This is a genomic window from Gordonia sp. NPDC003950 (genome assembly GCF_053605205.1).
Genome location: NZ_JBSGIT010000004.1, coordinates 27,239 through 53,403 on the forward strand (window position 1 = coordinate 27,239; position 26,165 = coordinate 53,403).

A 26,165-nucleotide genomic window follows, 5' to 3' on the forward strand; every position below is an offset into this window, starting at 1 on the left:
CCACGGCCCGTGTGTCGGGGCCGGTGTGTCGGGGCCGGTGTGTCAGGGCCGATGTGCGACGGCGTCGTCGACGTCGAGGGTGGTGTTCGCGGCTTCCTGGGCGGCCTGCCCCTCCGCGACCTCCTCCGGGGTGAACCGCATGAACATGACGACGACCGCCGCGATCAGCGCGATCCCCGCACAGCAGGCAAACGCCAGGCCGTAACCGTCGGCCTGCGCCGCGAGTTGGGTGGGGTTCATGGTCTCCACCGGCCCGGTGGTGCCGCCCTGCGACAACGCCCGTGAGGTGACCATCGCGCCGACGGCGACCAGTCCGATGGCGCCACCGAGGTTCTGGGCGACCTGCGCCAACGCGGTCAGCGGTCCGATCTCGGTCGGCGCGACGCCGGCCACGACCGACAGGGTGAGCGGGATCACCGACAGTCCCACGCCGAAGCCGATGATGACGACCGTCAGTCCGATGCCCGGGAAGTAGTGCGGCATCTCGGTGGCGATCGAGGACGCGTACAGGCATCCCGCGAGGATGATCGCGCCGCCGACGAGCACCAGCCACCGGGGCTGGATCATCAGCGAGAGTTTGGACGCGATCGCCGCGGCCACACCCAGCCCCACGGCGAACGGCACGACGGCCAGACCACTCTCGATCGGCGAGTACTTCAGAATGCCCTGCAGGTACAGAGAGATGAACACCGCCATACACATCATGATCATGCTGGCCAGGAAGATCGCGGCGAGGGCGGCGACCCGGCTGGTGTTGTCGAAGAGGACGAACGGCAGGATCGGGTTCGCGGCGCGACGTTCGACCACGATGAATGCAGCGAGCGCGACGGCACCGAGGAGGAAGGAACCGACGACGAGGGGCCGACCCCACCCGTCGGGACCTTCGCTGACCGCCAGCACCAGCAGCGTGCAGCCCACCGTGGCGAGCACGGCACCGCGGACGTCGAGTGCCAGACGTTCACCCTGGGACTCACGCAACGCGAACACGGCGCCGACCGCCACCGCCAGCCCGATCGGCACATTGATGAGGAACACCAGCCGCCAGGACATCTCGGTGAGCACACCACCGAGGATGAGGCCGGCGACCGACCCCACGCCCGTCATCGCCGCGTAGATGGCGAAGGCCTGACTGCGCGGCTTTCCCGGCGCGAAGGTGGTGGCCACCAGGGCCATCGCGGTGGGTGCCGCGACGGCCGCCGACGCACCCTGCAGGGCTCGTCCGACGATCAGGCTCGCCTCGTTCCAGGCGACCCCGCACAGCAGCGAGGTGAGGGTGAACGCCGTGACACCGACGATGAACATCCGCTTGCGGCCGAAGGTGTCGCCGAGTCTGCCGCCGAGCAGCATCAGACCGCCGAAGGCCAGGACGTAGCCGGTGATGACCCAGTTCGCCGACGATTCGCCGAGATCCAGGTGATCGCGGATGCTCGGGAGTGCGAGGGCGGCGACGGTGCCGTCGAGAACCATCAGCAGTTGCATCCCCGACAGCACCAGGATCGCGAGACCGAAGACCGGCCGGTATTGACCGGGCACCACCGTGGTGCCGTGATCAGACGGAGCTGATAGCGACATAAGGGTCGACGCTACCGTTCGCCTTGATCAATATGCCAATCGTTGTTGGCAATGTTGGCACAGAAGTGACGGCAAGTTGATACGGCAGTGACCTCGTGAGGCGGCTGTGACGGCGTCGAAAACCGAGGATCCTGCCGGATCAGGAACTGACGGTGGTGTCCGCGTCGGTGAACCCGGCGACGTCGCCGATCACCACGATGGCCGGTGGTCGCAGGTTTCCGCGGACCGCCTCCTCGGCGGCGTGGGCCAGATCCGCACGGATCACCCGCTGGGTGGGCAGCGAGCCGTTCTCGATCATCGCCACCGGTGTCTGCGGGCTGCGGCCACCGTCGAGCAACGCCTGGGTGAACCGGTCGATGCGTTCGACGGCCATCATCAGCACCAGGGTGCCGCGCAGCCTGCCCAATGCCGGCCAGTCGACCAGTGAATCGGGATGATCGGGCGCCACGTGCCCAGAGACGATCACCACCTCATGGGTGACGCCTCGATGGGTGACGGGGATGCCCGCGGATGCGGGCACCGAGATCGGGCTGGTGATCCCGGGGACGACGGTCACCGGGACATCGGCGGCGACGCAGGCCTGCAGTTCCTCGAAGCCCCGGCCGTACACATACGGGTCGCCGCCCTTGAACCGCACGACGAACTTGCCCTCCTTGGCGCGGGCGATCAGGACATCGTTGATGGCCTCCTGTTTCATCGCCCGCCCATAGGGCACCTTCGCGGCGTCGATGATCTCCACCTGCGGCCCCAACGCGGCCAGCAGTTGCGGCGGCGCGAGCCGGTCGGCGACGACGACGTCGGCGGCCATCAGCAGCCGCAGGCCGCGGACGGTGATGAGGTCGGGGTCCCCCGGTCCGCCACCGACCAGCGCCACCCCGGGCGGGTGCGGTGCATCGTCGACGACGAGGTCACCGTCGGCCAGTGCCCGGCCGATGGCGGCCCGCAACGCGGCGGACAACTTGTGATCGCCGCCGGCGAGGACGCCGAACTGGACGTCCCGGTGGCGACCCGAGGCCGGGGTGACGGCCGAACCGAAGCGCGCGTCGTCGGCCCGCACACAGAACGTGTGCGACCGTTCCGCCTCGGCCACCACCGCGGCGTTGACGTCGGGGTCGTCGGTGCAGGCCATCGCATACCACGCACCCCTCAGATCGCCGTCGGTGTAGGCACGGCGATGGATGCTCACCCCCGGGTAGGACTCCACCGCGGGCGTCGGGTCGATCGCCACCACATGCACGTCGGCGCCGGCCGCCACCAGATTGGGCAGCCGGCGCTGTGCGACCGACCCGCCGCCGACCACGACGACCCTGCGGCCGACCAGATCGAGACCGGCCAGGTAGTGGCCGGCGATTGCGGCGTCACGCTCGGGGTTCTCAGGGGTGTCGGACATGAGTGTGGAGCCTACCGGCTCGGGCACGTCGCGCCCGGGCACGCGGCATGACCGCCGCCGCGATTCCCGCGTGCGCCGCAACCCCCTTGTCCGAGTGGATCTTTGATCGACTACAGCGGCAGCTCACCGGTGCGGCGGATGTAGGACCACACATCCGCGGTCGGCACACCGAGCCGATGCGCCGACGATTGCAGCAACGCACCGAGGAGCAGCGAACTGCAGTACTCGCCGGCGGCGGTGTCCTCGGCGTGACAGCGCACCTCGTTCCACCAGGTCGGATTGTGGTTCGCGGCGGCCTCGGCCATGGTGATCGCCGCGAGGAAGCCGACCGGGACGTCGGGTTCCGGTGCCGGTATCGGGCGTTCGCAACTGCCGCAGCATTCGCCGCAGCCCCCTGCCGGTGCGGACGGCTCGATTCCCAGGTTCATCGGTAGGTCCGCGATCGTCATGCGCCCGCCATTGCCCTTCGGGACTCGCGCTCCAGCGCGCGCTCGCGGGCCCGCTGGAACTTCTCCACCTTGACGTTCATCTCCTCGAGGAAGTCGGCGAGCTTGTCGCGGTACATGTCTCCGAGTGGGCCGAAGTCGTCACGCTCGAAGATCCGCCACTTCCGCAGCACCGGCATCACCACCTCCGAAAGATGTTGCGGCAGATCGTAGATCCCACCCTTGGCGATGAGCACCGCGTTGCGCCGGAAGTTCGGCATCGAGGCACCGGGCATCTGGAAGTTCGAGACGATCCCGTAGATCGCGGCCATCGCCTGATCGGGCACCAGGTCGAGCGCACCGGCGACGATGTTGCGGTAGAAGAGCATGTGCAGGTTCTCGTCCGCCGCGACACGCTGCAGCATCTTGTCGGCAATGGGATCCCCGCACGCCTTGCCGGTGTTGCGGTGACTGACGCGGGTGGCCAGTTCCTGGAAGCTGACGTAGCTGACGGCGTAGAGCATGTCGAAGCTGTGATCGCGCTGACCGTCGTCCTCGGGCAACGGATTGAATCCGTGCGTCATGTGCAGCATGCGGGTTTCCTCGAGTTCCACCGGGTCCACCCCACGGGTGACGACGAGGTAGTCGCGCATCACCGTCGAGTGGCGCATCTCCTCGGCGGTCCACCGGCCGACCCAGAAACCCCAGGCGTCGTCGAGGGTGAAGTTGTCGGCGATCACGCGGTGATACGACGGCAGGTTGTCCTCGGTGAGCAGGTTGGTGATCATCGCCGCCTTCGCGACCTCCGACAGCTGCGACTGCTCGGGATCCCAGTCCACGCCGCCGAGAGCGGCGAAGTTTCGCCCGTCGTCCCACGGGACGTAGTCGTGCGGGTGCCAGTCTTTGGTCATCTTCATGTGGCGTTCGACTTCGGTCTCGCAGACCGGCAACAGTTCACGCAGCAAGTCGGAGCCGGTCATTCCGGCATCACTGGTGGCTGGTCCGATGAGGGTGCTCACGCGTCGCTCCTAGTGCTCTTCGTGTCGGATCGTTACGACCGCGGCGGGATGTGCGTCGTTGCCACACCCGCTCGACGGTCCTCCAGGCGCGCGGCCCGACACGCGCTCCCGGTTCTCCACACTCTCCGCCACGTCCCACCCGTCACACGTGAGCCAAAGGTCCCCTGTCGGTGGGGACCGACGTCGCGATCTGGGCGGCCCGGTGCGGTAACTTCGTGTCATGTCCTCCGACGTCCATCCCGCTTCTGCCGACGATTCCGGTGGTGAGCTCGGCCACGAGGGTGCGCCGAGGACACCGGTTCGGGTGTACCTCGTCGACGACCACGAACTCGTCCGGCGCGGTCTGCGTGACCTGCTCGGAACCGCCGGCGACATCGAGGTGGTCGGAGAGGCGGCGAGCGTCGGAGAGGCCCGCGTCGGCGTCCTGGCGGCCAAGCCCGACGTGGCGGTGCTCGATGTCCGGTTGCCCGACGGCAACGGTGTCGAATTGTGCCGCGACATCCGCGCCGCCGATCCGTCCATCCACTGCCTGATGCTCACCAGCTACGCCGACGACGATGCCCTGCTCGCCGCCGTGTTGGCCGGTGCCTCCGGATTCGTGCTCAAGCAGATCCTCGGACACAACCTGGTGGCGGCCGTGCGCACCGTCGGTAAGGGTGGCTCGCTGCTCGACGATCGCAGCACGGCGGCGCTTCTGGCGAAGTTGCGCGACGGTAAGCAGCACACCGATCCACTCGCCGACCTGACCCACCAGGAGCGCGAGGTCTTCAACCTGATCGGCGACGGCATGACGAACCGCCAGATCGCCGAACGAATGTTCTTGGCGGAGAAGACAATCAAGAACTACGTCTCCCGCATCCTCGCCAAACTCGACATGCAGCGCCGCACCCAGGTCGCGGTGATGGCGACCAAACTGCGCGACGGGAAGGCGTAGCCAACCGAGTCGATGATTCTTCCGGCCGTGCGGGATCCCCGTCTCATCACCGTCCGTCGGGGTGGAACCCTCAGCGACGAGAATCATCATCTGCTCGCGCTGTGGTCGGCGACGTGCGCCGAGCACGTCCAGGGCGCATTTGAGGCGGCCTCTCCCGACGACCGTCGACCCCGTGACGCCATCGATCACGCCCGGCTGTGGGCTCGTGGCCAGATCGCGATGATGACGGCGCGGGCCGCGGGTGGTCACGCCATGGGAGCTGCGCGTCCGCTGACCGGCGCCGCCCGCTTCGCCGCCTACGCGGCGGGACAGGCGGCCGTGGTCGCGCACGTTGCCGAACACAACCTCGGCGCAGCTGCTTACGCCATCAAGTCCGCGCGGGCGATGGCGCCGGAGAACGATCGGGAGGCAGTGCGTGCCGCCGAGTGCGAGTGGCAGCGAGCGCAGCTGCCACCCCAGATCCGCGATCTCGTCCTCGACGATCAACGTCGCCGCAACGGTATCTGCTGGGACATGTTCACCTGAGCCGGCGTCGTATGCGGCTCAGGTGTCGCGTCACCCCTCGGCCAGCGGCACCGACCAGGTCAGCGTCGTGCCACCGCCGCGCCCGTCGCGCCGGCGTGGTGCGGTGTGGATGTCGAAGACGCCGTCGCACTCTTCGGCGCGACGGGTCAGATTGTCCAGCCCCCGGTAGTTGACGTCCTTGGCGATTCCGACGCCGTCATCCTCGATCTCCACGGTCAGCACGTCGTCGGCGCTCACCGACACCGAGATGTGCTCGGCGTGCGCGTGCCGGAGCGCGTTGGAAAGCCCTTCGCGCAGAACGGCATCGATATGTGGTCCGAGCGCATCGGGTACCACGGTGTCGACCGGGCCGATGAACTGCACGCTCGGCGCGATCGGCGCGTGCACCGACAACTCCGAGACGATGTCGAGCACTCGACGACGCAACGTCGAGGTGTCGTGATGATCCGACACCGTCTGCAGATCGAAGATCGAGGTCCGGATCTGCGCGATCGTCCGGTCCAGATCGGTCATCACCTGCTCGAGACGCGCGGTGGTCGCCTCGTCGGTTGTCCCCGGCTGCGCGGCCGAACGTGCCTGCATCGTCTGGATCGACATACCGATCGCGAAAAGGCGCTGAATCACATGGTCGTGTAGATCACGGGCGATGCGATGCCGATCCTCGAGCACCTCCAGATCGCGGGCGACCTGCTGCTGCTCGGCGTAGACGATGGCCAGCGACGCCACCTCGGCGACACCGGCCAGACCGGCGATCTCCTCGTCCTCCCAGAACTTCTTCTCGCGGGCGGTGATCAGCAACCAGCCGAACGCCCCCGACGCGCGATGCAGCGGCTGCACCGTCGCCCACCCGGCCCCCGAACGTGACAGTTCCGAGTCGATCTCCTCGATCGGCACCACCGACAACCCGGTACCGGCGGGCAGTGTCAACCGCGACAGGTCCAACCCGGTGCGGGTGGCCCCGGCGACCGACCGATGTCCCTGCTCGCCGGTGATCAAGTACACGTCCACCGCGTTGACCAACTCGGCCACGTCCGAACACATCCGGGACAGGGTGTCCGACAACGCGATCCCGGCCAGTGGCTCCGATCCGCGACGGGCGAGGATCTGCATCCACCGGTGTCGGGTGCGCGCACGCTCGAAGAGTTGAGCGTTGTCCACGGCGATGCCCGCGGCCACCGCCAGGACGGCGATCAACGTCTCGTCGAGCTCGGAAAACTGTGCACCGCCCCGCTTCTCGGTCAGGTAAATCCGCCCGAAGATCGAACCGCGAATGATGATCGGCGCGCCGAGGAAGGTGGTCATCGGCGGGTGATTCGGCGGGAATCCCACCGACGCCGGATGTTTGGCGAGATCGGGAATCCGCAGAACGTGCGGATCGTCCATCAGCACACCGAGCACGCCGCGACCGACGGGCAGCGCACCCATCCGTGCTCGCTCAACGGATGTGATGCCGGTGTAGACGAACTCGCTGAGACCGCCGTCCGGTCCGCGCACGCCAAGTGCGCCGTAGCGGGCGTCGACGACGCCGACGGCCACCTCGACGATCCGTTGCAGAGCCCGGTCGAGTTCGAGTCCCTGCCCCACCACGAGGACAGCTTCGAGCAGGTCCCGAAGGATGTCGGGGTCGTCGACACCGTACTCGAGCAGAGCGTCGAGCACGGCCCGCAGTTCAGTTCCGGACATGGTCATCGCGGTCACCACCGATCGTCGTAGCCGTCGTTGCCGCGTCGACGAATCGTGCGATCGCATATGGCGTCGCCACCGGGTGTACGTGCAGGTAGGACGCGTGCACGCCATCACCGATGGCCCCATCGGTGACGGGCACCCCACTGACGCCACGCCATCCCCAGGCGGGAGCTCCCTGGTCGATGTCGACGTAGGAGCGGTGGAATTCGTGACCGGTGACCCGCTCACCGGCCCTGTACAAGACCGAATCGGCGATGGCGACGGCATCCCGGTATCCGAGATTCAACCGTGGACCGAAGACGCCGACACCGTCGATGACACCGGTCATCGCATGCCCGTCGAGCTCGCGGCAGAGGTAGAGCAGGCCGGCGCACTCGGCGTGGATCGCGCCTCCGCCACGAGCATGGTCGGCAATATCGTTGCGTAGCAGCGTGTTTGCCGACAGTTCGGCAGCGTGTTCCTCGGGGAATCCGCCCCCGATGACGACAGCGGCGGTGCCGTCGGGAAGTCGGTCGGTCAGCGGATCGAACTCGGCGATGTCGGCACCCGCGGCCCTCAGCAGCTCGGTGTGCTCGGCGTAACCGAAGGTGAACGCAGCCCCGGCGGCCACCGCCACCACCGGGCGGGCCCGGGGAGGTGACATATCCGGGCCGACGGCCCCGGCGATCGCCTCCGCTGCACTCCACGGTCGATCCGGGACCCCACGCGCGGCGTGCGCTGCCGCGACGATGGCCGGCAGGTCGAGTCCGGCTCCCACCGTCGCCGTCATTGCAGCCACCGCGGTCACCGCATCCGCGCTGCGTTCGGCGGCCGGGATCAGGCCGAGATGACGCGACGGGACCGCCAGCTCGGGATTGCGGTGCAGCACACCGAAAACGGGAACACCGGCCCGCGCACACGCCTGACGCAGGACCGCCTCGTGCCGCGGTGAACCGACACGATTGAGGATCACCCCGGCGATCCGCACCGACGGCGAATATCCGAGGAAGCCGTGGAGCAGTGCGGCCAATGACTGACTGTGGCCGGCGGCATCGACGACGAGGATCACCGGCGCACCGATCAGCGTTGCCACATGCGCGGTCGATCCCATGCCGATGGGGTCGGCCTCCGAGATGTCCGCGTCGTCGCCGATCCCGGTGATCCGCCCGTCGAACAGGCCCATCACCCCCTCCACGACGGCGATGTCGGCTCCGGTGCATCCCGCGGCGAACAGTGGGGCGATCATCTCCGCCCCAACGAGATTCGGGTCCAGATTGCGTCCCACCCGACCGGCCGCCACCGCGTGGTATCCGGGGTCGATGTAGTCGGGCCCCACCTTGAACGGCGCCACCCGGTGGCCGGCGGCGCGCAACGCGCCGAGCAGTCCGGTGGTCACCGTCGTCTTGCCGCTACCCGACGCGGGCGCGGCGATGACGACGGTGGGGATGCCGGTGGCCGTCGGCGACGTCACGGCCTCACCACTCGATACCCTTCTGCCCCTTACGGCCCGAGTCCATCGGATGGGAGATCTTGCGCATCTCGGTGACCAGGTCGGCGGCGTCGATGAGCGCCTGCGGGGCGCGGCGTCCGGTGATGACGACGTGTTGCCGGCCGGGCCGCGCGGCCAGTGCCTCGACCACCTCGTCGACGCCCACCCAGCCCCAGTCCAGCGGGTAGGTGAATTCGTCGAGGACGTAGAAGTCGTGTTCGTTCGCCGCGAGACGCCGCGCGATCTCCGCCCACCCGGCGCGGGCCGCGGCGGCGTGGTCGTCGGCGTCATCGGCGTTGGCGCGCAACCACGACCAGCCCTGGCCCATCTTGTGCCACTCGACCGGTCCGCCCTGCCCGGTCCTCTCGTGCAGTTCGCCGAGGGCGGTCATGGCCGACTCCTCGCCCACCTTCCACTTGGCGCTCTTGACGAACTGGAACACCGCCACCCGCATGCCGGAGTTCCACGCCCGCATCGCCATACCGAACGCGGCGGTGGATTTCCCTTTTCCGTCGCCAGTGTGCACGGCGAGCACCGGGAGATTCCGGCGCTGCCGGGTGGTCAGGCCGTCGTCGGGAATGGTGGTCGGAACACCTTGCGGCACAGAATCTCTCCTCGAATACTCGTTATGCGGCCGAATGGGCGGGGCGGGCCAGAGCGGCCAGGCTCAGGTGCTCCATGGGCAACAGTTCCGCGTTGAGGTGCACCGCGAGCTCCGCCGCGAGACCCAGACGCACCATGCCCTGCTCGCAGTCGACGACGACGCCGTCGATGCCTTTGCGGCCGATCATCTCGGCGGCCGCGCGGGCCCGCGGTGCGGCGTCGGCCCCCGCGGTGGCCCGGCCGTCGGTCAGGACCACCAGCAAGGGGCGTCGATGCGGATCGGCACGTCGGGCTCGGGTGATGACCTCGTCGGCGGCGAGCAGCCCCTCGGCCAGCGGGGTGCGGCCACCGGTACGGACCGAGGCCATCCGACGCACCGCGATGTCGACCGACTTCGTCGGCGGCACAGCGACTTCGGCGCGCGAGCCACGCGCGATCACCACGGCCACCCGATCCCGGCGGGTATAGGAATCGCGGAGCAGATCGACGCACAGTTCACTGACGGCGGCCAGTCGGCGGCGTGCGGTCATCGATCCGCTCAGATCGACGACGAAGACCACCAGGTTTGCTTCCTGACCGATCCGCGCGGCCCCACGGAGATCTCTTTCGGCGACCCGTACCCGCCCGGCGTCGTCGACGCCGCGGCCGGCGGCGGATATAACCGTGCCGAACAGATGCATCGGTGTGCCGGGGCCGAAATCGGTGGCGCCGACCGTCTGGCCACGTCGACTCCGAGCGCGGGATCGTCGGCCGGGTTCGCCATCGCCGATGCCGTCGACACGCAGGCGACGCATCCGGCGGGCGGTCGCCGCGGCGGGCCGGCCGAACAGTGCCCCCGGCGCCGGACCGGCCGGCGTCGTCGACTCGGCACCCTCCTCGTCGTTGGGTAGGGCGGCGTCGTTGTTGGATGGGGCGCCATCGGGCGTGGAGGGCTCGGTGGAATCGCGGGGCGCCTCGCGCGTCGCTTCTCCCCCATCAGGTCCGGGGTCATCAGATGCTGGGTCACCGGGTTCACGATCTCCCGACCCGGGGTCATCCGGTGGTTCCGGGGAATCGTCATCACCGGCGGCCTCATCGCCGGCCGCCATCGCATCGTCGAGTTGCTGATCACTGAGACCGGATTCGTCGAACGGGTTGCGTCGGCGCCGATGCGGCAGTGCCAGTTCGACGGCGACGCGCACGTCCTCGGCATCGACCTCGGTGGCACCACGCAACGCGGCGTGGGCCGTCGCTGTCCGTGCCACGACGATGTCACCGCGCAGTCCGTCCACCTGCAGGTGAGCACAGATCCCGGCAATCCGGCGCAGCTGCGAGGTCGGTAGCGCGACGGTGTCGATACTTGCCCTCGCGGACGAAATACGTTGCGCGAGTTCGTCTTCAGAATCTGCGTAGCGCGCCGCGAAACCCACCGGATCGGCGTCGAAGTCGATGCGACGGCGGACGATCTCGACCCGTTCGTCGACATCGCGTCCGGCGATCACATCGACGGCCAGACCGAAACGGTCGAGGAGTTGCGGACGTAGCTCTCCCTCTTCGGGATTCATGGTGCCAACGAGCACGAAGTCGGCGGATTGGGTGTGCGACACCCCGTCACGTTCAATCGTCACCCGCCCACTCGCCGCGGCGTCCAGGAGAACGTCGACGAGGTGATCGGCAAGCAGATTGACCTCGTCGATGTAGAGCACTCCCCCGTCGGCCTGCGCCAGCAATCCGGGAGTGAAGTCGGCCCGACCGTCGCGCAGGACACCGGTGAGATCGAGCGATCCGATCACCCGGTCCTCGGTGGCACCGATGGGTAGTTCGACGACGCGGGCACCGTGACCCTCCGCGCGTGCGTCATGAATGAGTGGACCGAGCGCACGCACAATCGTCGACTTCGCGGTGCCCTTCTCGCCGCGGATCAGCACTCCACCGATCCCGGGTGCGATCGCGCTGAGGATGAGGGCGAGTTTGAGTCGGTCCTGTCCGACGACCGCGGTGAACGGATACCGCACCGGTGCGACGATCGGGTCGCGCGGGGTGCGTCCCGACGCAAGGTCTGTGGTCATCTCAGCTCACGCCCGTCTCCGCCGGACGAGCACCGTCACGCACCATCGACACATGAGGTATCCCGTCCTCGAGGTATTCGTCACTGTTGACCCGGAAGCCGAACTTGGCATACATCTGCGTCAGGTAGGTCTGCGCCTCGATCCGGCACACGTGTTCTCCGATATCCTCGAGCGCGGCGGTCAACAGTTGTGCGGTCAGGCCCATGCCACGGTGGGCCCGTTCGGTGCACACCCGACCGATTCGGAATTCGGGCCTGCCGTCGGGACCGAGACCGTCCTGCATCACGCGCAGCGTCGCCGCCACCGGAGATCCCATGCCGTCCACCTCGTCCGATGCCGACGTCGACTCGGTGAACCACCAGTGATGGGTGGTGGGCTCGAGGTCCCGGCCATCGAGTTCGGGATAGGGGCAGGCCTGCTCCACGACGAAGACATCGACCCGCAACCGCAGAATCCGATACAGCGTGGCGGGATCGAGGTCGGCGGCAGCGCTGTCATGCAGCCGGTACGTGTTCGACGTCGCTGAGCTCATGATGTCGTGACTATCACAGGACCCCCGGGCCGTGCACCTTCCCGCACATCACGGCGTCGCGGTCAGCCGGCCGAGGTCGCACCCGCGTCGGCGGACTGGGTGGCGCCGCCCTTGAGTTGCAGGCTGGCGCTGGTCCAATCCCACACCTGCCGGAACAGGTCACGATTGCCCGACAGTTTTTGACCGAAGGACGGAATCATCTCGGTCAGCTTGGACGTCCACCCCTGATACTGCGTGGGGAAGCACTGCTCGAGCACGTTGAGCATCGCCGGAACGGCCGTGGACGCGCCGGGCGAGGCACCGAGCAGGCCCGCGATGGTGCCGTCACCGGCGGCGACCACCGCGGTTCCGAACTCCAGCGAGCCACCGACGCCGGTCTTCCGGATCACCTGCACACGCTGGCCTGCGGTGATCAACTCCCAGTCGTGCCCGAGGGCGCGGGGTACGAACTCCGACAGCGTCTTCACGCGGTCGGCGGGGCTCGCGGCGAGCTCCCCGATCAGGTACTTGAGCAGACCGAACTCCTGCGGCGCGATCGACATCATCGGCAGCAGGTTGCCGGGCTTGATGGTCGCGGGCAGGTCGGTGACCTTGCCGCTCTTGAGGAACTTCGGCGACCAGCCGGCGTACGGGCCGAACAGCAGTCCCTTGGAGTGATTGATGACGCGGGTGTCGAGGTGCGGCACCGACATCGGCGGGGCGCCGACCGCGGCCTGCCCATACACCTTGGCCGCGTGCTGTTCGATCAGGTCGGGGTTGGTGCAGCGGAAGAACTCACCCGACACCGGGAATCCGCCGAAGCCCTTCGCCTCGGCGATACCCGACTTCTGCAGCAGGCTCAACGCGCCGCCACCGGCGCCCACGAAGACGAACTTGGCGTGCACCTGGATCTTCTCGCCGGTGCGACGGTTCTTCACCTTGACGATCCAACTGCCGTCGGATTGCTTGTTCAGGTTGGTCACCGAGTGACCGAAGTAGATGTCGCCGCCCTGGCTGACGAAGTTCAGCAACTGCTGGGTGAGGGCGCCGAAGTCGACATCGGTGCCGTCGGTGAACCAGTTGAGCGCCACCGGATCGCTGAAATCGCGACCCTGGGCCATCAGTGGCAGCCGTGCGCTGAACTCGGCCGGGTCGTCGATGAACTCCATGCCCTCGAACAGCACCTGTCCGGAGAGACGGTCGTAACGCTTGCGCAGGTAGTCGGCGCCGGCCTGACCGTGGGTGAAGCTGACGTGCGGGATCGGGTTGATGAACTCGCTGGGCGAGCCGAGGATGCCGTTGTCGACGGCGTGGGCCCAGAACTGACGAGAGACCTGGAACTGCTCGTTGATGTTGATGGCCTTGTCGATGTTGACGTCACCATCGGCGGTCTTCGGTGTGTAGTTCAGCTCGCACAGTGCCGAGTGACCGGTACCGGCGTTGTTCCACGGGTCGCTGCTTTCGGCGGCGGCGGCGTCGAGCCGTTCGAACAGGCTGATCGACCAATTGGGCTCGAGCTGCCGCAGCAGCGCTCCCAGAGTGGCACTCATGATGCCCGCGCCCACCAACGCCACATCTGTCTTGATCACCGTTTCAGACACCTGGACCCCAATTCACGCAGCCGGGACGACCGTCGTCCCTTCTCGATAGCCCATTGTCCCCTATCGCGGCGCTCCGGCAGCATCGACTCCTGTCAAGTGTGGGCTGGGCGACACTGCACCCCGACTTTCGCACGCCGTGCGCTGGTCGGTGCCGCCGGTGCCGCTTCACTACAGTGGTGGCGTGACGTCTCAGCAGGGCCTCGTCAACGCCACCAGCAGCACCGGTGCCGTCGTCCACGACTGGCAACCCGACCACTTCCTCGACCGCTACGAAACCTGCACCATCGACCTCGGACCCGACCCCGACGGCGAGGATCCCATCACCGCGACCCTCGTCCGCCGCCCGGCCGGTCAGGCCGATGCCGAACGCGGAGCCGTGCTGTACGTGCACGGCCTGACCGACTACTTCTTCCATGAACCCCTCGCCGATCACTTCGCCGAACTCGGCTATGCGTTCTATGCGATCGATCTGCGTAAGTGCGGGCGTTCGCTGCTGCCCCAGCACACCCCGCACTACACCGCCGATCTCGCGGTGTACGACGAGGAGTTGCGCGCCGCGATCGACATCATCGGCGCCGATGTGGGCGCCGACGCCGAGATCCTGGTTGCCGGCCACTCCACCGGCGGGTTGGTCGCCGCGCTCTGGCTCGACCGACTCCGCCGAACCGACCCGACCCGCCACGATCGCATCCACGGATTGGTACTTAACAGTCCATGGTTCGATCTGCAGGGCGCGCCGTTCCTCCGTTCATACCCGGTGACCCTCTTGTTCCGGATCGTGGCCGCGGTGCGGCCGAAAACCGTGATACCGCAGGAGTTCTCATCCGCATACGGCGACAGCATCCACGTGAGCAAGTTCGGCGAGTGGAGTTACGACCTGGCAAAGAAGCCCCTCGGGGGGTTTCCCAAGACCTTCGGCTTCCTCGATGCCGCCCGAACTGCTCAGCGTCACCTACACCACGGCATCGACGTCGGCGTTCCATCACTCGTCTTACGTTCTGACAAAACACATTTCAGCCCGCACTATTCTTCGGCGACCGACACCGCGGACGCCGTTCTCGATGTCGGGCAGATCGCCCAGTGGAGTGGCTGCCTCGGTAATCGAGTCACCACCGTCCCGATCACCGACGCCCGGCACGACGTGTTCTTGTCGGTACGTCACGCCCGTGAGCAGGCCTACCTCGAGGTCGACCGATGGCTCGCGGCCCTGCACGAACAACAGACTGCGAAAGGTCACTAACCCGTGGGAACAACCACATCTGTCGATCTGGCCATCATCGGATCGGGCAGTGGAAACTCCATTCCCGACGATCGCTTCGCCGGGAAGAGCATCGCCATCTTCGAGGAGAGCATCTACGGGGGCACCTGCCTCAACGTCGGCTGTATCCCGACCAAGATGTTCGTCTACGCCTCCGAAGTCGCCGACATCGCCTCTCACGGTGAGAAGTACGGCGTTCATTCGCGTGTCGACGGGGTCGACTGGCCGTCGATCGTATCGCGTGTCTTCGGGCGGATCGACCCGATCTCGGTGGGCGGCAAACGTTATCGCGTCGAGGACTGTGACAACATCACCGTCTTCGATACCCATGTCGAGTTCGACGGTCGCGATGATTCCGGCCGCTATCGGCTCGTCACCGGGGATTCTGTGGTTCTCGCCGACGAGGTGGTCATCGCTGCAGGGTCGCGTGCCACCATCCCCACCCCGATCGCCGAGAGCGGCGTCCACTACTACACCAACAATGACGTGATGCGGCTGGAGAAGCTGCCGCAACGGATGATCATCGTGGGCAGCGGGTACATCGCCGCCGAGTTCGCGCATGTCTTCGGCGCATTGGGTACCGACGTGTCCATCGTGGCCCGCGGACCGCGACTGCTCCGCAAGCTGGACGACGATGTCTCGGAGCGGTTCACCGAGATCGCCCGGGACCGCTGGGATGTGCATCTCGACACGCAGGTGTCGGGGGCGGCAAACCTTCCCGGGGGCGGAGTTCGTATCGACCTCGAGGACGGGAGCCATCTCGATGCCGACGTGCTCCTGGTGGCCGTCGGCCGAGTGTCCAACGCGGATCGGCTGGGGTTGAACACAATCGGACTCACCCTCTCTGATGACGGCCGGGTGATCGTCGACGAGCATGGCCGAACCGACGCCCGCGGCGTGTGGGCGCTTGGCGACGTCAGTTCGCCGTACCAGCTCAAGCATGTCGCCAATCATGAACAGCGTGTCGTGCAGGCCAACCTGTGCAAGGGTTGGGACGCCGACGATCTCGAGTCCTTTGATCATCGATACGTTCCTGCTGCCGTCTTCACCCACCCCCAGATCGCCTGCGTCGGCATGTCGGAGACGCAGGCCCGCGCGGCCGGCCACGACATCACGGCGAAGGTCCAGGCATACGGTGACGTCGCCTACGGCTGGGCGATGGAGGACTCCACCGGGTTCTGCAAACTGATCGCCGAGAAGGGTACCGGCACCCTGTTGGGCGCCCACATCATCGGTCCGCAGGCTCCGACCGTCATCCAACCCGTCATCCAGGCGATGTCCTTCGGGCTCACCGCCCACGAGATGGCACGCGGGCAGTACTGGATTCACCCGGCAATGCCGGAGGTCCTGGAAAATGCCCTTCTCGGCCTGGACATCTGACCCGCCCCGTTGGTCGATCCGAACGGCCCCATCTCGCCGGTCGAGACGGTCGAAGCGAAGCTGAGTCCGTGACCGCCGCGCCCACGGCCACAACGATTCTGCGGCAGTGCGGCCCGGACGGTCCGGTGGGGTGGTTCAGGAGGTGTCGTCGAGCCGGTAGTGGAGTCTGGCGGCCAAGACACGTTCGATTCGGCTGTTGCGTGGGTTGCTGCCGATGGCGGCCAGTTCCTCAAGCTCACGTTCGCGGTCGGCCGCCGAAATCGGGCTCCGTCGAAACGGAGCCCGAGTCGAGACCACGCAAGACGACGCTGGAAACTCAACCACCCTAACCCCATTCAAGCCTCCTCCCGGCTCGACCACGGCTCGACCAAAGGAACGAGGCCTCACGCTCGGCCCGGCGAATGAGGGTGCTCGACGAGGCCGTTGGGACGGCTCAGGAGGTGGGGTTGGTCGAGCGTCGCCTGACCGATGACGCTCAGAAAACTGCTGAGCGCAAGGAGATCTCGCTGGCCAGTTCGGCCGGCGCGTGTTGCGGAATCCAGTGGTCGACGCCGGACAGTACGCAGAAGCGGAAGTCCGAGTAGGCATACCGTCCGCTCTGCTCGGCCTGCTCACGCCCGAGCGCAGAGTCGGCGTCGCTCCACACCATGGTGGTGGGAATCTCGACGGGTCGGCACGACATCGTCTTGGCGATGTCGGTGGTGAAGTTCGCCCGGTACCAGTTCAACGCGGCGGTCATCGCCCCCGGTTCCTTCAGTGGGACAAGCTCTTCCGCAGTGACACCCGCCCGACGCAGCAACACACCGTTGCGCGCGAGGAGCTTCTCCTCCGCACCTTCGGCAATGAAATCCTTGATGTAGGAGGATCTTTCCCGTTGATCACTGGTGTTCAGTGAATCTCGGGTCGCCGACGGGTGACCCGTGCTGACCGCAACGAATCCGGTGAACCTGTCGGGATGCTTGGCGGCGAGGTGCCAGGCAACCAGCCCTCCCCAGTCGTGTCCGACCAACAACGCGTAGTGCACGCCGAGCGCATCGAGGATGCCGATCGCGTCGTCGACGAGATGATCGATCCGGTAATCCTCGACCTTGTCGGGACGGGCACCCGGGCTGTAGCCACGCTGGTTGGGCACGATGGTCCGCAATCCCGCCTCATGAAGACGTGGGACGACGGCGTCGTAGCACGAACCGTTCACTGGAAAGCCGTGAAGGAGTAGCACCCAGGGGCCCTTGTCCGGGCCCCCGGTGGTGACCTCGAAACTCATATCCCCCACATCGACCGTGCGCTGTTGTGTGTCCACTCGGTCCAGCCTAGGTGATCGCCAACACGTCAGAGGTCAACACGGGCGCGGAATCAGCGCGCTGGCGACGATCGGCAGGTCCGCGCGAGCTCCGGCGGCGAGGATGTCCACGACGGCATCGAGATCGAGATGCTCGACCACCAGATCCGCGATGCGGTCGACCTGCTCGGCGCGCACGTCGGCGAAGGTGACCGTTTCGTCGGGCTCGAACTCGCTATGACCCGATTCTCTTGCGGCCCAACGGAGGAAGTCCCGGCGAAACCCGTCCGAGGCAAGTAGGCCGTGCCAGTGTGTCCCCCGTACCGATCCGCGAGCCGCGCCTTCGTCGCCGAAACGGTCGTCACGCAGCCAGGGTTCCTCGGCGGAACGCGTCACCCGTCCGTGATGGATCTCATATCCGCTGATCGGGAGACCCCCACCGGTGCCACTGACCTCGCGAAGAATCTTCTGCTGATCGAACTCCACGTCGATGTCGAGGAGGCCGAGACCGTCCACCCGTTCGCGTCCCGTCGCCGATTCCACATCGTCGACGATGACTCGGCCGAGCATCTGGAATCCTCCGCAGATCCCGACGATCGGCCGGCCGGCAGCGGCCCTCGCCTGCACGGCGCTGTCGATCCCCCGTGACCGCAGCCACGCGAGGTCGGACACGGTGGCCCGAGTGCCCGGGAGTACCACCAGATCAGCGGAGGCGACGCTCCCCGGATCGTCAACCCACGTGACATCCACCCCCGGATCGCACGCCAAGGCCTCCACGTCGGTGGAGTTGGAGATCCGAGGTAGCCGGATCGCGGCCACCGTGAGGTTGTGGTCCGACCGGCCCGACGTGGCCGGCGGCCCCACCCGGCGTCCGACCGGAGACGACAACGAATCCTCGGCGTCGATCCACAGGCCGGTGTCGAACGGCATCACGCCCAGCGTCGGCCGTCCGGTGAGCGCCTGCAGCTGCATCAGTCCCGGTTCGAGGATCGACACATCGCCACGGAACTTGTTGATGATGTATCCGGCGATGCGCGTCTGATCCGCGCTGTCCAGGATGGCGGTGGTCCCGAAGAGGTGCGCCAGCGATCCGCCGCGGTCGATGTCGGTGACGAGGAGCACCGGAAGGTCCGCAGCCTGCGCCAATCCCATGTTCGCGATGTCGGTGTCACGCAGGTTGATCTCGGCGACCGAACCGGCACCCTCACAGATAACGACATCGAATTCATCACGCAGCGAAGACAATTCATCGGCGACGACCTCGAGTAGATGGGACCGGCGCGTGATGTAGTCGCGAGCACCCACGTCTCCGGCCGGCTGTCCACGCACGATCACGTGCGACCGTCGATCACCGCCCGGCTTGAGCAGCACGGGATTGAATCGGGTCGACGGTTCCAGACCACAGGCGTACGCCTGCAACGCCTGCGCACGACCGATCTCGCCGCCGTCGATCGTGACCACCGAATTGTTGGACATGTTCTGTGCCTTGAACGGCGCGACCCGCACGCCACGTCGCGCCAAAGCCCGGCACAGCCCGGCGACCACCAGGCTCTTGCCGGCGTCCGAGCTCGTCCCTCCGATCAGTACGGCACCACGAATCCCGGTCACGTCGGTCACCCTATCGGTGCGTTCGTCGTTCGGGTGCTTTCCGCGCCGTCGATCAGAGCCCGCCTCCGCGATCCGCGTCGACGCGAGGGCCCCCGGGGTTTGATACCTCACCCGAGAACGTCGGGGTGAGGAGATATCGATGGCACTGGCCGCCGGTGCGACCTTTGCCGTTTATCGCGTCATCGAACAACTGGCTGCCGGGGCGCATGGGCGAGGTCTATCTCGTCGAACACCCGCATCGCCGACGTCGTGAAGCACTGAAGGTGATGTCGGTTCGGCCTGTGCGCTTTCGAAGGCCGATGTGTACTGCTGGGCGACAATCAGTCGGGCCAGGCAGGCGTCAACGAATCGGGCGAGCGAGGTGCGCCGAATCTGCTGTCCCCTCGGCAGGTGCACGGAGTCGACGATGTGACATCGATCAGCGTCGGCGATGCCCACACGTGCGCCATCTCGAACGCCCGGGCGCTGCGCTGGGGCCGATAGCGCCGACGGACAGGTCACCGGGACCGCAGTGAGGCCACCTGAACGGTCGAGCCGGGAGACCTGTGCTGCTGGGGTAACGGCCCGGCGCGATAGGCACACGCGGTGCAACGTCTTGCCTCACAGGCGCACCACCGTCCACATGAGCGCCGACCGAGCGCTCCTGATCACGGTGCGCTTCGCTAATATGCTGCAGACTTGTCGAAGAAGTTGGGGGAATCGACGCGTGATGCTGCTCCAGCCGGGCGCGACGTTCGCCGGCTACCGCGTCATCCGCAGACTCGGTGCCGGCGGCATGGGCCAGGTCTACCTCGTCGAACATCCCTCGCTGCATCGCCGCGAGGCGCTCAAGATCATTTCTGCCAACACCGACGACCCCGACTTCTTTCATCGTTTCGCCAACGAAGCCCGAGTGGCGGCGTCCCTCGATCACCCCGGCATCGTCACCGTCCATGCGCATGGCGTCGACAACGGCACACCGTGGTTCACCATGAGCTATCTGGAGGGGAGCGACCTTTATCACAGCCCGGCGCTGCCGATCGAGGATGTCTCACACATCATCGGCAGAGTCGCCGATGCCCTCGACTACGCCCACGCCCGCCGCATCATCCACCGCGACATCAAACCCGACAACATCGTCATCACCACCGACCCCCACGGCCACCCCGACCGCGTCACCGTCCTCGACTTCGGCATCGCCCGACTCATCGACGCCCCCAAGATGACCGCCACCAGCGCCTTCATCGGCACCCTCGCCTACGCCGCACCCGAGGTCCTGAACGGCGCACCCGCCACCCCCGCCTCCGACCAATACGCCCTGGCCTGCACCGCCTTCACCCTCCTCACCGGCACCCCGCCCTTCCCCGCCACCAACCCGGCCACCTCATCGCCGGCCACCTCAACGCCGCCGTACCCCGACTCTCCGAACGCATCCCCACACCTCCGGCAGCCGACACGGTCGTCGCACGAGCCATGGCCAAAAACCCCGCCGACCGCTATCCCACCTGCCGCGACTTCACCACCGACCTCCGGCAGGCGTTGCTGTCCTCGGGTGCTGCGCCGACGCTGCCCCCGGCCGCGGCGCCGATGCCGTCGCCGATGCCGTCTCAGCATCCCGGCACACCGGGCGCACCTCGCACCCCTGAGACCCCTCGGACATCGGTCGGTGGGCCGCCACGTGACTCATCCGCGCGACGAACCGCTCTGCTGGTGACGGCGGTGGTGAGTGTGATGCTCCTCGTCGCGGCCGTCGCGAGTGTCGCCATCTGGTTGTCGGCGGGTGACGAACCGTCCACGCCGCCGGCCGCCGCGTCGGGAACCGGTGCGCCGGCGGCCACGAGCGCGCCGGACACGAGCGGTGACTGGACCGCGGTCAGCACCTCGACGACCGTCAGCTGTGGGATCAAGGGGCGTGCGCTGTTGTGTTGGGGTGACAACGATTACGGCGCCGTCGGTGACGGCACGACCACCGACCGCGCGGTCCCGACGCCGGTCACGGGCATCAGTGATGTCTCGTCGGTGTCGGTGGCGTTCGGTCAGGCCCGGGTCTGTGCGGTGAGCAAGGGCTACCTCTACTGCTGGGGTCAGGACCTCGCGGGCGGCGACATGCAGCGAACCCCCACTCGCGTCGACGGCATCTCCGATGTCAGTGGGTTTCCTCCGGGATCGCCACATGTGTGGTGCGTCGGGGTGAGGTGTACTGCTGGGGCAACAACGTGTACGGAAGTGCCGGCGTCGGAACGACATCCACGTCGGTGGCCGATCCGACGAAGGTGGCCGGTCTGGAGAACGTGGCGTCGATCGCGAGTGGGGTCGCCACCACCTGTGCCATCACCCGCGGGGCCGAACTGTACTGCTGGGGCCAGAACAATACCGGCCAGGTGGGCGACGGCACCCGGGAGAACCGCGCAACCCCGGTAAAGGTGCCCGGACTACGTTCAGTGACCTCGGTCAGTCCCGGCACCAGCAACACCTGCGCCGTCGCCGAGGGACAGGTCTACTGCTGGGGGTACGGTCCCGGCCAGTATCCCGCGGGCACCGAGAACGAGCATGTGCGCCCCGAGCCGATCGGCCTCGACGGCGCACGATACGTCGCCAACACCGGGACCGGTGGATGCGCCGCGGTCGTCAGCGGTCGTGTCTCATGCTGGCGCAGTAGTGGCGACGTGGCGCCGACGCCCGCCGACGTGGCGGGCATCGATCAGGTGACGGCGCTGGACGGCAACATCAACGTCTGCGCGATCTCGGCCGGTCGACTGTACTGCTGGGGACTCAACAATGCCGGGCAACTCGGCGACGGCACGACGACGACCTCGATCGATCAGCCGGTGAGGGTCCGCGATCCGGCGTGAGGCCGGTCAGGCGTCGGGCCCGGTCAGGCGTCAGGCCCGGTCAAGCGTCAGGCCCGGTCAAGCGTCAGGCCCGGTCAAGCGTCAGGCCCGGTCAAGCGTCAGGCACCGTGAGGATCTCCGCGCCCGTGTCGGTGACGACGAGCGTGTGCTCGAACTGGGCCGTCCACTTGCGGTCGACGGTCACCACGGTCCATCCGTCGTCCCACATCTCCCACGGCAGCCCACCGAGATTGATCATCGGCTCGATGGTGAAGACCATGCCGGGCTCGATGATGGTGTCGACGTTGGGCTGGTCGTAGTGCAGGACGACGAGCCCGTTGTGGAAGGTCTCGCCGATGCCGTGGCCGGTGAAGTCGCGGACCACGGTGTAGCCGAATCGGTTGGCATAGGCCTCGATGACCCGGCCGATCACGTTGAGTTCACGTCCCGGTTTGACCGCCTTGATGGCGCGTTCGGTGGCGATGCGGGTGCGCTCGACGAGGTCGCGTGCCTCCTGCGACACATCGCCGGCGAGGAAGGTGGCGTTGGTGTCGCCGTGGACCCCGTCGATGTAGGCGGTGACGTCGATGTTGACGATGTCGCCGTCGGCGATGACGGTCGAATCCGGGATGCCGTGGCAGATGACCTCGTTCAGCGAGGTGCAGCAGGATTTCGGGAAGTCCTTGTAGCCCAACGTCGACGGGTAGGCACCGTGGTCGATCATGTACTCGTGCGCGATGCGGTCGAGTTCGTCGGTGGTCACTCCGGGGGCGACGGCCTTGCCGGCCTCGGCGAGGGCGTTCGCGGCGATCTTGCCGGCCACCCGGACCTTCTCGATCACCTCGGGAGTCTGCACCCAGGGCTCGTGTCCCTCGTTGACCTTGTCCTTCCAGACGTACTCCGGCCGTGCAATCGAGTCGGGCACCTCGCGGATGGGTGAGAGTTTGCCGGGGTGAAGCGGGGCACGAACGGTCATGGCCCCAGCTTAGTGAACGCCGATGAGCGCCCCGGACCGGCCGGAGGTACATCGCCGACCTCTCACCATCCGTGATTAAGGTGAGCCTGTGCAACAGATGGAGACGGCCACGCCCGTCATCGGCGGCGACCTGATCGGGAAGCGGGCTCGGTATCGTCGACCGTCGGGGCGGCCCGCGGTTCTCGCCGCGCTGGTGGCTCTGGCCGCCACTCTGATGCTGACCACCGGGTGCAGCACCGCGCCGATCGAACAGGCATCGCCGTCGGACGCGGCCGCGCACCTGCGCAGTGGCCCGCAAACGGCCACTCTGCCCGATGCGGACGTCGTGCCGGTGACCTCGAATCCGACGATCACCCTGCCGGTCACCGTCGGGTCGGCATCGGGGGGCAGCGTGACCGTGACCGATACCAGCCGGATCATCGCGATCGACCGCAACGGCACCCTGAGCAACATCGTGTTCTCCCTGGGACTGGGCTCCCGCGTCGTCGGACGCGATCAGTCGACGACGTTCCCGTCGGCGGCCGACCTGCCGGTGGTCACCGGCAACGGGCACCAACTCAACGCCGAGGCCGTGCTGGCGCTGAACCCGTCGGTGGTCCTCGTCGACAAGACGACCACCCCGCCACAGGCGGTCGAAGCGTTGCGTGCCTCGCAGATCCCGGTGGTGGCGTTCACCGACACGCGGTCGGTGTCCACCACACCCGATCTCATCCGGGCGGTGGCGGCCGCACTCGGCGTCACGCCCGCGGGCGACGCCCTGGTGGCACGAACCCAGGCGCAGATCGCCGACGCGCAGGCAACGATCCCCGACCCGTCCGGCGACCCCACGATGGCGTTCCTGTACATCCGCGGACCGAACCTGGTGTTGCTGGCCGGCCCGAACTCCGGCGCCGACGATCTCATCGAGGCGCTCGGCGGCAAGGACGCCGGCACCGCGGCGGGTCTGAGCGCAGCCTTCACCGCCATCACCCCGGAGGCGCTGCTGCGCGCCGACCCCGACGTCATCCTGGTGATGACCCAGGGCGCGGACTCGGTAGGTGGACTCGACGGTGTCCTGGCACTGCCCGGCGTCGCCGACACCGATGCCGGGCGGGCACGCCGCGTGGTGCAGATGGACGAGACCGAGATCCTCGCCTTCGGACCCGACGTCGGGAGGGTCCTCGGCGCACTGTCCCACGCGATCTACACGTGAGCACAACATGAGCATTCCCACGGAGTCACCGTCGACGTCGCGGCCGGGGGCGCGGGCGGCCGGACGAGTCTCGGCACCGGTGGTCATCGCGACACTGATCGTGGCGACGATCGTCGTCGTCGTCGCGTCGGCCGCCATCGGTCAGATTCCGGTGGCGCCGAGCGAGGTACTCGGCAGCATCGCCCACCATTTCGGCCTGAACATCGGATCGCTGCCGTCGCATCCGCAGGGTGAGCACGCGTTGTGGGTGGTGCGATTCCCACGAATCGTGCTGGGCCTCATCGTCGGCGCCGCGCTCGGAGCGGGCGGATGCCTACTACAGGGGGTGCTGGCCAACCCACTGGCCGAACCCGGTGTGATCGGGGTGTCGTCGGGAGCGGCGGTCGGCGCCTGCCTGATGATCGTGATCGGCGGGGTCGGTGTGAACGGCTGGGCACTGGCCGGGGCGGCCTTCGTGGCAGCGTTGATCACCACCGCCGCGGTGTACGTGCTGTCCCTGCGGGACGGGTCGTCGTCGGCGATCATGTTGGTGCTCACCGGCATTGCGATCAACGCGTTCGCCCTGGGCATCATCTCCTACCTCACCTTCGTCGCCACCACCGCCGCCCGCGAACAGATCGTGTTCTGGCAGTTGGGTTCTCTCGCCGGGGCAAACTGGAACGCGGTGTGGGTGACGCTGCCCCTGGTGGTCGCGGGCGTGGCGGCGGCGATGCTTCTGGTGCACAAGCTCGACCTGCTCGCGCTCGGCGAGATCCAGGCCGCGTCGCTGGGTGTGAACGTCGAGACCGTGCGCCGGCAGGTCGTCGTGCTCGTCGCGATCCTCACCGCCGCCGCCGTCGCCTTCACCGGCATCGTGATGTTCATCGGTCTGGTCGTGCCGCATGTGATGCGCCTGATCGTCGGTCCGCGTCACGCGGTGCTGTTGCCGGCGAGCGTGATCGGCGGCGCACTGGTCCTCGCGGCGGCCGACCTGGCGTCACGCACCGTACTCGGCGGGGCCGACCTGCCGTTGGGCGTGTTCACCTCGTTGGTGGGTGGCCCGGTGTTCTTCATCCTGTTGCGCCGCAGCCGCCACGCCGGGGCCGGGTGGTGACGATGGCCGACCCCCACGCCGGGATCGAGGCCACCGACATCGTCGTCGAACTCGGTGGCCGCGACGTGGTGTCCGGGGTGTCGCTGTCGGTGCGTCCCGGCGAGCTCGTCGCGCTGGTGGGCCCCAACGGTTGTGGCAAGTCCACCCTGCTGTCGGTGCTGTCGGGAGTACGCCGCCCCCGACGCGGGCAGGTGTTCATCGACGGTCACGACGTCGCCCACACCTCCCATCGCGATCTCGCGCGCCGCCGCTCGATGGTCACCCAGCACAACCGCGTCGACACCCCGTTCACCGTCGGGGAGGTCGTGGAGATGGGACGTTTCCCGTGGCTGCGCACCCCACGTGCGGCCGATTCCCCCGCCGTGATCGCCGACGCGATCGCCCGGTGCGACCTGTCCGACATCGTGGCGCGGCCGTTTCCGCAGCTGTCCGGCGGTCAGCAGGCGCGGGTGTCGCTGGCCCGGGCGATCGCGCAGGATACCCCGGTGATGATGCTCGACGAGCCCACCGCGTCCCTCGACATCCGGCATCAGGAGCAGGTCCTCGACATCCTCTGCGAGCACCGAGATTCCGGCGCTGCGGTCCTCCTCGTGGTCCACGACCTGACACTCGCGGCCGCCTACGCCGACAAAGTGGCGGTGATGAAGGACGGTCACCTTCGCGCCTTCGGCGCGACCCGTGCGGTGATGACCACCGAATTGCTGTCGGAGACCTACGATTACCCGGTCGAGATCCTCGACCGCGGCGGTCGGCTGATCGTCATACCGCGTCGCAGGTGAACGCTGTG

At 67.4% G+C, this 26,165-nt stretch carries 23 protein-coding genes and 1 pseudogene; 11 read left to right on the plus strand and 13 right to left on the minus strand.

The window, feature by feature from the left end; genetic code table 11:
• Window positions 1-42: 42 nt before the first annotated feature.
• From ACWETB_RS04500 to ACWETB_RS04515, 4 genes are all read right to left on the minus strand, one after another.
• The gene (locus ACWETB_RS04500; protein WP_452209561.1) at window positions 43-1,572 is read right to left on the minus strand and encodes a DHA2 family efflux MFS transporter permease subunit; all 1,530 of its coding nucleotides are present in this window, start codon (window positions 1,570-1,572) and stop codon (window positions 43-45) included.
• Window positions 1,573-1,711: 139 nt separating this feature from the next.
• On the minus strand, window positions 1,712-2,962 hold the full coding sequence (gene cobA, locus ACWETB_RS04505; RefSeq protein ID WP_452209563.1) for a uroporphyrinogen-III C-methyltransferase: 1,251 nt from the start codon (window positions 2,960-2,962) through the stop codon (window positions 1,712-1,714).
• A 110-nt stretch (window positions 2,963-3,072) separates the two neighbouring features.
• A complete protein-coding gene (locus ACWETB_RS04510; protein WP_452209565.1) occupies window positions 3,073-3,411 on the minus strand; it encodes a hypothetical protein in 339 nt (112 codons plus the stop codon).
• The gene (locus ACWETB_RS04515) at window positions 3,408-4,406 is read right to left on the minus strand and encodes an acyl-ACP desaturase (RefSeq protein ID WP_348803460.1); all 999 of its coding nucleotides are present in this window, start codon (window positions 4,404-4,406) and stop codon (window positions 3,408-3,410) included. The genes ACWETB_RS04510 and ACWETB_RS04515 overlap by 4 nt, the downstream gene beginning before the upstream one ends.
• A 220-nt stretch (window positions 4,407-4,626) precedes the next feature.
• Between ACWETB_RS04515 and ACWETB_RS04520 the strand changes: the two genes are divergently transcribed.
• Both ACWETB_RS04520 and ACWETB_RS04525 read left to right on the plus strand, forming a co-directional pair.
• Entirely contained in the window at window positions 4,627-5,340 is a 714-nt protein-coding gene (locus ACWETB_RS04520; protein WP_449744696.1) for a response regulator transcription factor, read from the plus strand.
• Between the two features lie 12 nt (window positions 5,341-5,352).
• Entirely contained in the window at window positions 5,353-5,865 is a 513-nt protein-coding gene (locus ACWETB_RS04525) for a putative immunity protein (RefSeq protein ID WP_452209568.1), read from the plus strand.
• 30 nt (window positions 5,866-5,895) lie between these two features.
• On the opposite strand, the gene ACWETB_RS04530 is transcribed toward ACWETB_RS04525, so the two are convergent.
• The 6 genes from ACWETB_RS04530 to mqo all read right to left on the minus strand — a co-directional run bounded on the left by ACWETB_RS04530 (window position 5,896) and on the right by mqo (window position 13,782).
• Window positions 5,896-7,548, minus strand: a complete 1,653-nt coding sequence (locus tag ACWETB_RS04530) for a GAF domain-containing protein (RefSeq protein WP_449744694.1) — start codon at window positions 7,546-7,548, stop codon at window positions 5,896-5,898.
• Complete coding sequence (locus tag ACWETB_RS04535) at window positions 7,535-9,001, minus strand: cobyrinate a,c-diamide synthase (protein WP_452209570.1); 1,467 nt, start codon at window positions 8,999-9,001, stop codon at window positions 7,535-7,537. Before ACWETB_RS04535 ends, ACWETB_RS04530 begins: the two co-directional genes overlap by 14 nt.
• Window positions 9,002-9,005: 4 nt before the next feature.
• On the minus strand, window positions 9,006-9,623 hold the full coding sequence (gene cobO, locus ACWETB_RS04540; RefSeq protein WP_449744692.1) for a cob(I)yrinic acid a,c-diamide adenosyltransferase: 618 nt from the start codon (window positions 9,621-9,623) through the stop codon (window positions 9,006-9,008).
• Window positions 9,624-9,645: 22 nt separating this feature from the next.
• Window positions 9,646-11,670, minus strand: a complete 2,025-nt coding sequence (locus ACWETB_RS04545) for a VWA domain-containing protein (protein ID WP_452209572.1) — start codon at window positions 11,668-11,670, stop codon at window positions 9,646-9,648.
• 1 nt (window position 11,671) lies between these two features.
• A complete protein-coding gene (locus tag ACWETB_RS04550; RefSeq protein ID WP_452209574.1) occupies window positions 11,672-12,202 on the minus strand; it encodes a GNAT family N-acetyltransferase in 531 nt (176 codons plus the stop codon).
• A gap of 62 nt (window positions 12,203-12,264) precedes the next feature.
• Window positions 12,265-13,782, minus strand: coding sequence for a malate dehydrogenase (quinone) (gene mqo, locus ACWETB_RS04555; protein WP_452209576.1), 1,518 nt, complete (start codon window positions 13,780-13,782; stop codon window positions 12,265-12,267).
• A gap of 181 nt (window positions 13,783-13,963) precedes the next feature.
• Here mqo and ACWETB_RS04560 point away from each other — a divergent pair, with 181 nt between their 5' ends.
• Together ACWETB_RS04560 and ACWETB_RS04565 are read left to right on the plus strand one after the other, a co-directional pair.
• Window positions 13,964-15,022 carry an alpha/beta hydrolase gene (locus tag ACWETB_RS04560; protein ID WP_452209578.1) on the plus strand — a complete coding sequence of 353 codons (1,059 nt, stop codon included), beginning with the start codon at window positions 13,964-13,966 and terminating at the stop codon, window positions 15,020-15,022.
• A 3-nt stretch (window positions 15,023-15,025) separates the two neighbouring features.
• Entirely contained in the window at window positions 15,026-16,420 is a 1,395-nt protein-coding gene (locus ACWETB_RS04565) for a mycothione reductase (protein ID WP_452209580.1), read from the plus strand.
• Between the two features lie 475 nt (window positions 16,421-16,895).
• Here ACWETB_RS04565 and ACWETB_RS04570 read toward each other — a convergent pair whose 3' ends face one another.
• Complete coding sequence (locus ACWETB_RS04570) at window positions 16,896-17,684, minus strand: alpha/beta fold hydrolase (RefSeq protein WP_452209841.1); 789 nt, start codon at window positions 17,682-17,684, stop codon at window positions 16,896-16,898.
• Window positions 17,685-17,756: 72 nt separating this feature from the next.
• Window positions 17,757-19,307, minus strand: a complete 1,551-nt coding sequence (locus ACWETB_RS04575; protein ID WP_452209582.1) for a cobyric acid synthase — start codon at window positions 19,305-19,307, stop codon at window positions 17,757-17,759.
• 306 nt (window positions 19,308-19,613) lie between these two features.
• Between ACWETB_RS04575 and ACWETB_RS04580 the strand changes: the two genes are divergently transcribed.
• The 4 genes and pseudogenes from ACWETB_RS04580 to ACWETB_RS04595 all read left to right on the plus strand — a co-directional run bounded on the left by ACWETB_RS04580 (window position 19,614) and on the right by ACWETB_RS04595 (window position 22,138).
• Window positions 19,614-19,790, plus strand: a complete 177-nt coding sequence (locus ACWETB_RS04580; RefSeq protein WP_452209843.1) for a hypothetical protein — start codon at window positions 19,614-19,616, stop codon at window positions 19,788-19,790.
• 226 nt (window positions 19,791-20,016) lie between these two features.
• The gene (locus tag ACWETB_RS04585) at window positions 20,017-21,000 is read left to right on the plus strand and encodes a protein kinase domain-containing protein (protein WP_452209845.1); all 984 of its coding nucleotides are present in this window, start codon (window positions 20,017-20,019) and stop codon (window positions 20,998-21,000) included.
• A gap of 17 nt (window positions 21,001-21,017) precedes the next feature.
• A pseudogene (locus tag ACWETB_RS04590) lies at window positions 21,018-21,281 on the plus strand (hypothetical protein); the annotation flags it as partial.
• Between the two features lie 182 nt (window positions 21,282-21,463).
• On the plus strand, window positions 21,464-22,138 hold the full coding sequence (locus tag ACWETB_RS04595) for an RCC1 domain-containing protein (protein ID WP_452209584.1): 675 nt from the start codon (window positions 21,464-21,466) through the stop codon (window positions 22,136-22,138).
• A 91-nt stretch (window positions 22,139-22,229) separates the two neighbouring features.
• Here ACWETB_RS04595 and map read toward each other — a convergent pair whose 3' ends face one another.
• Entirely contained in the window at window positions 22,230-23,093 is an 864-nt protein-coding gene (map, locus tag ACWETB_RS04600; protein ID WP_449744684.1) for a type I methionyl aminopeptidase, read from the minus strand.
• A gap of 214 nt (window positions 23,094-23,307) precedes the next feature.
• Here map and ACWETB_RS04605 point away from each other — a divergent pair, with 214 nt between their 5' ends.
• Genes ACWETB_RS04605 through ACWETB_RS04615 form a run of 3 tightly spaced genes read left to right on the plus strand, consistent with a single transcriptional unit; the run spans window position 23,308 to window position 26,157 of the window.
• Window positions 23,308-24,285, plus strand: coding sequence for a heme/hemin ABC transporter substrate-binding protein (locus ACWETB_RS04605; RefSeq protein ID WP_348808267.1), 978 nt, complete (start codon window positions 23,308-23,310; stop codon window positions 24,283-24,285).
• A 7-nt stretch (window positions 24,286-24,292) separates the two neighbouring features.
• The gene (locus ACWETB_RS04610) at window positions 24,293-25,378 is read left to right on the plus strand and encodes a FecCD family ABC transporter permease (protein ID WP_348808163.1); all 1,086 of its coding nucleotides are present in this window, start codon (window positions 24,293-24,295) and stop codon (window positions 25,376-25,378) included.
• A 2-nt stretch (window positions 25,379-25,380) separates the two neighbouring features.
• Window positions 25,381-26,157 carry a heme ABC transporter ATP-binding protein gene (locus tag ACWETB_RS04615; RefSeq protein WP_449744683.1) on the plus strand — a complete coding sequence of 259 codons (777 nt, stop codon included), beginning with the start codon at window positions 25,381-25,383 and terminating at the stop codon, window positions 26,155-26,157.
• Window positions 26,158-26,165 lie beyond the last annotated feature (8 nt).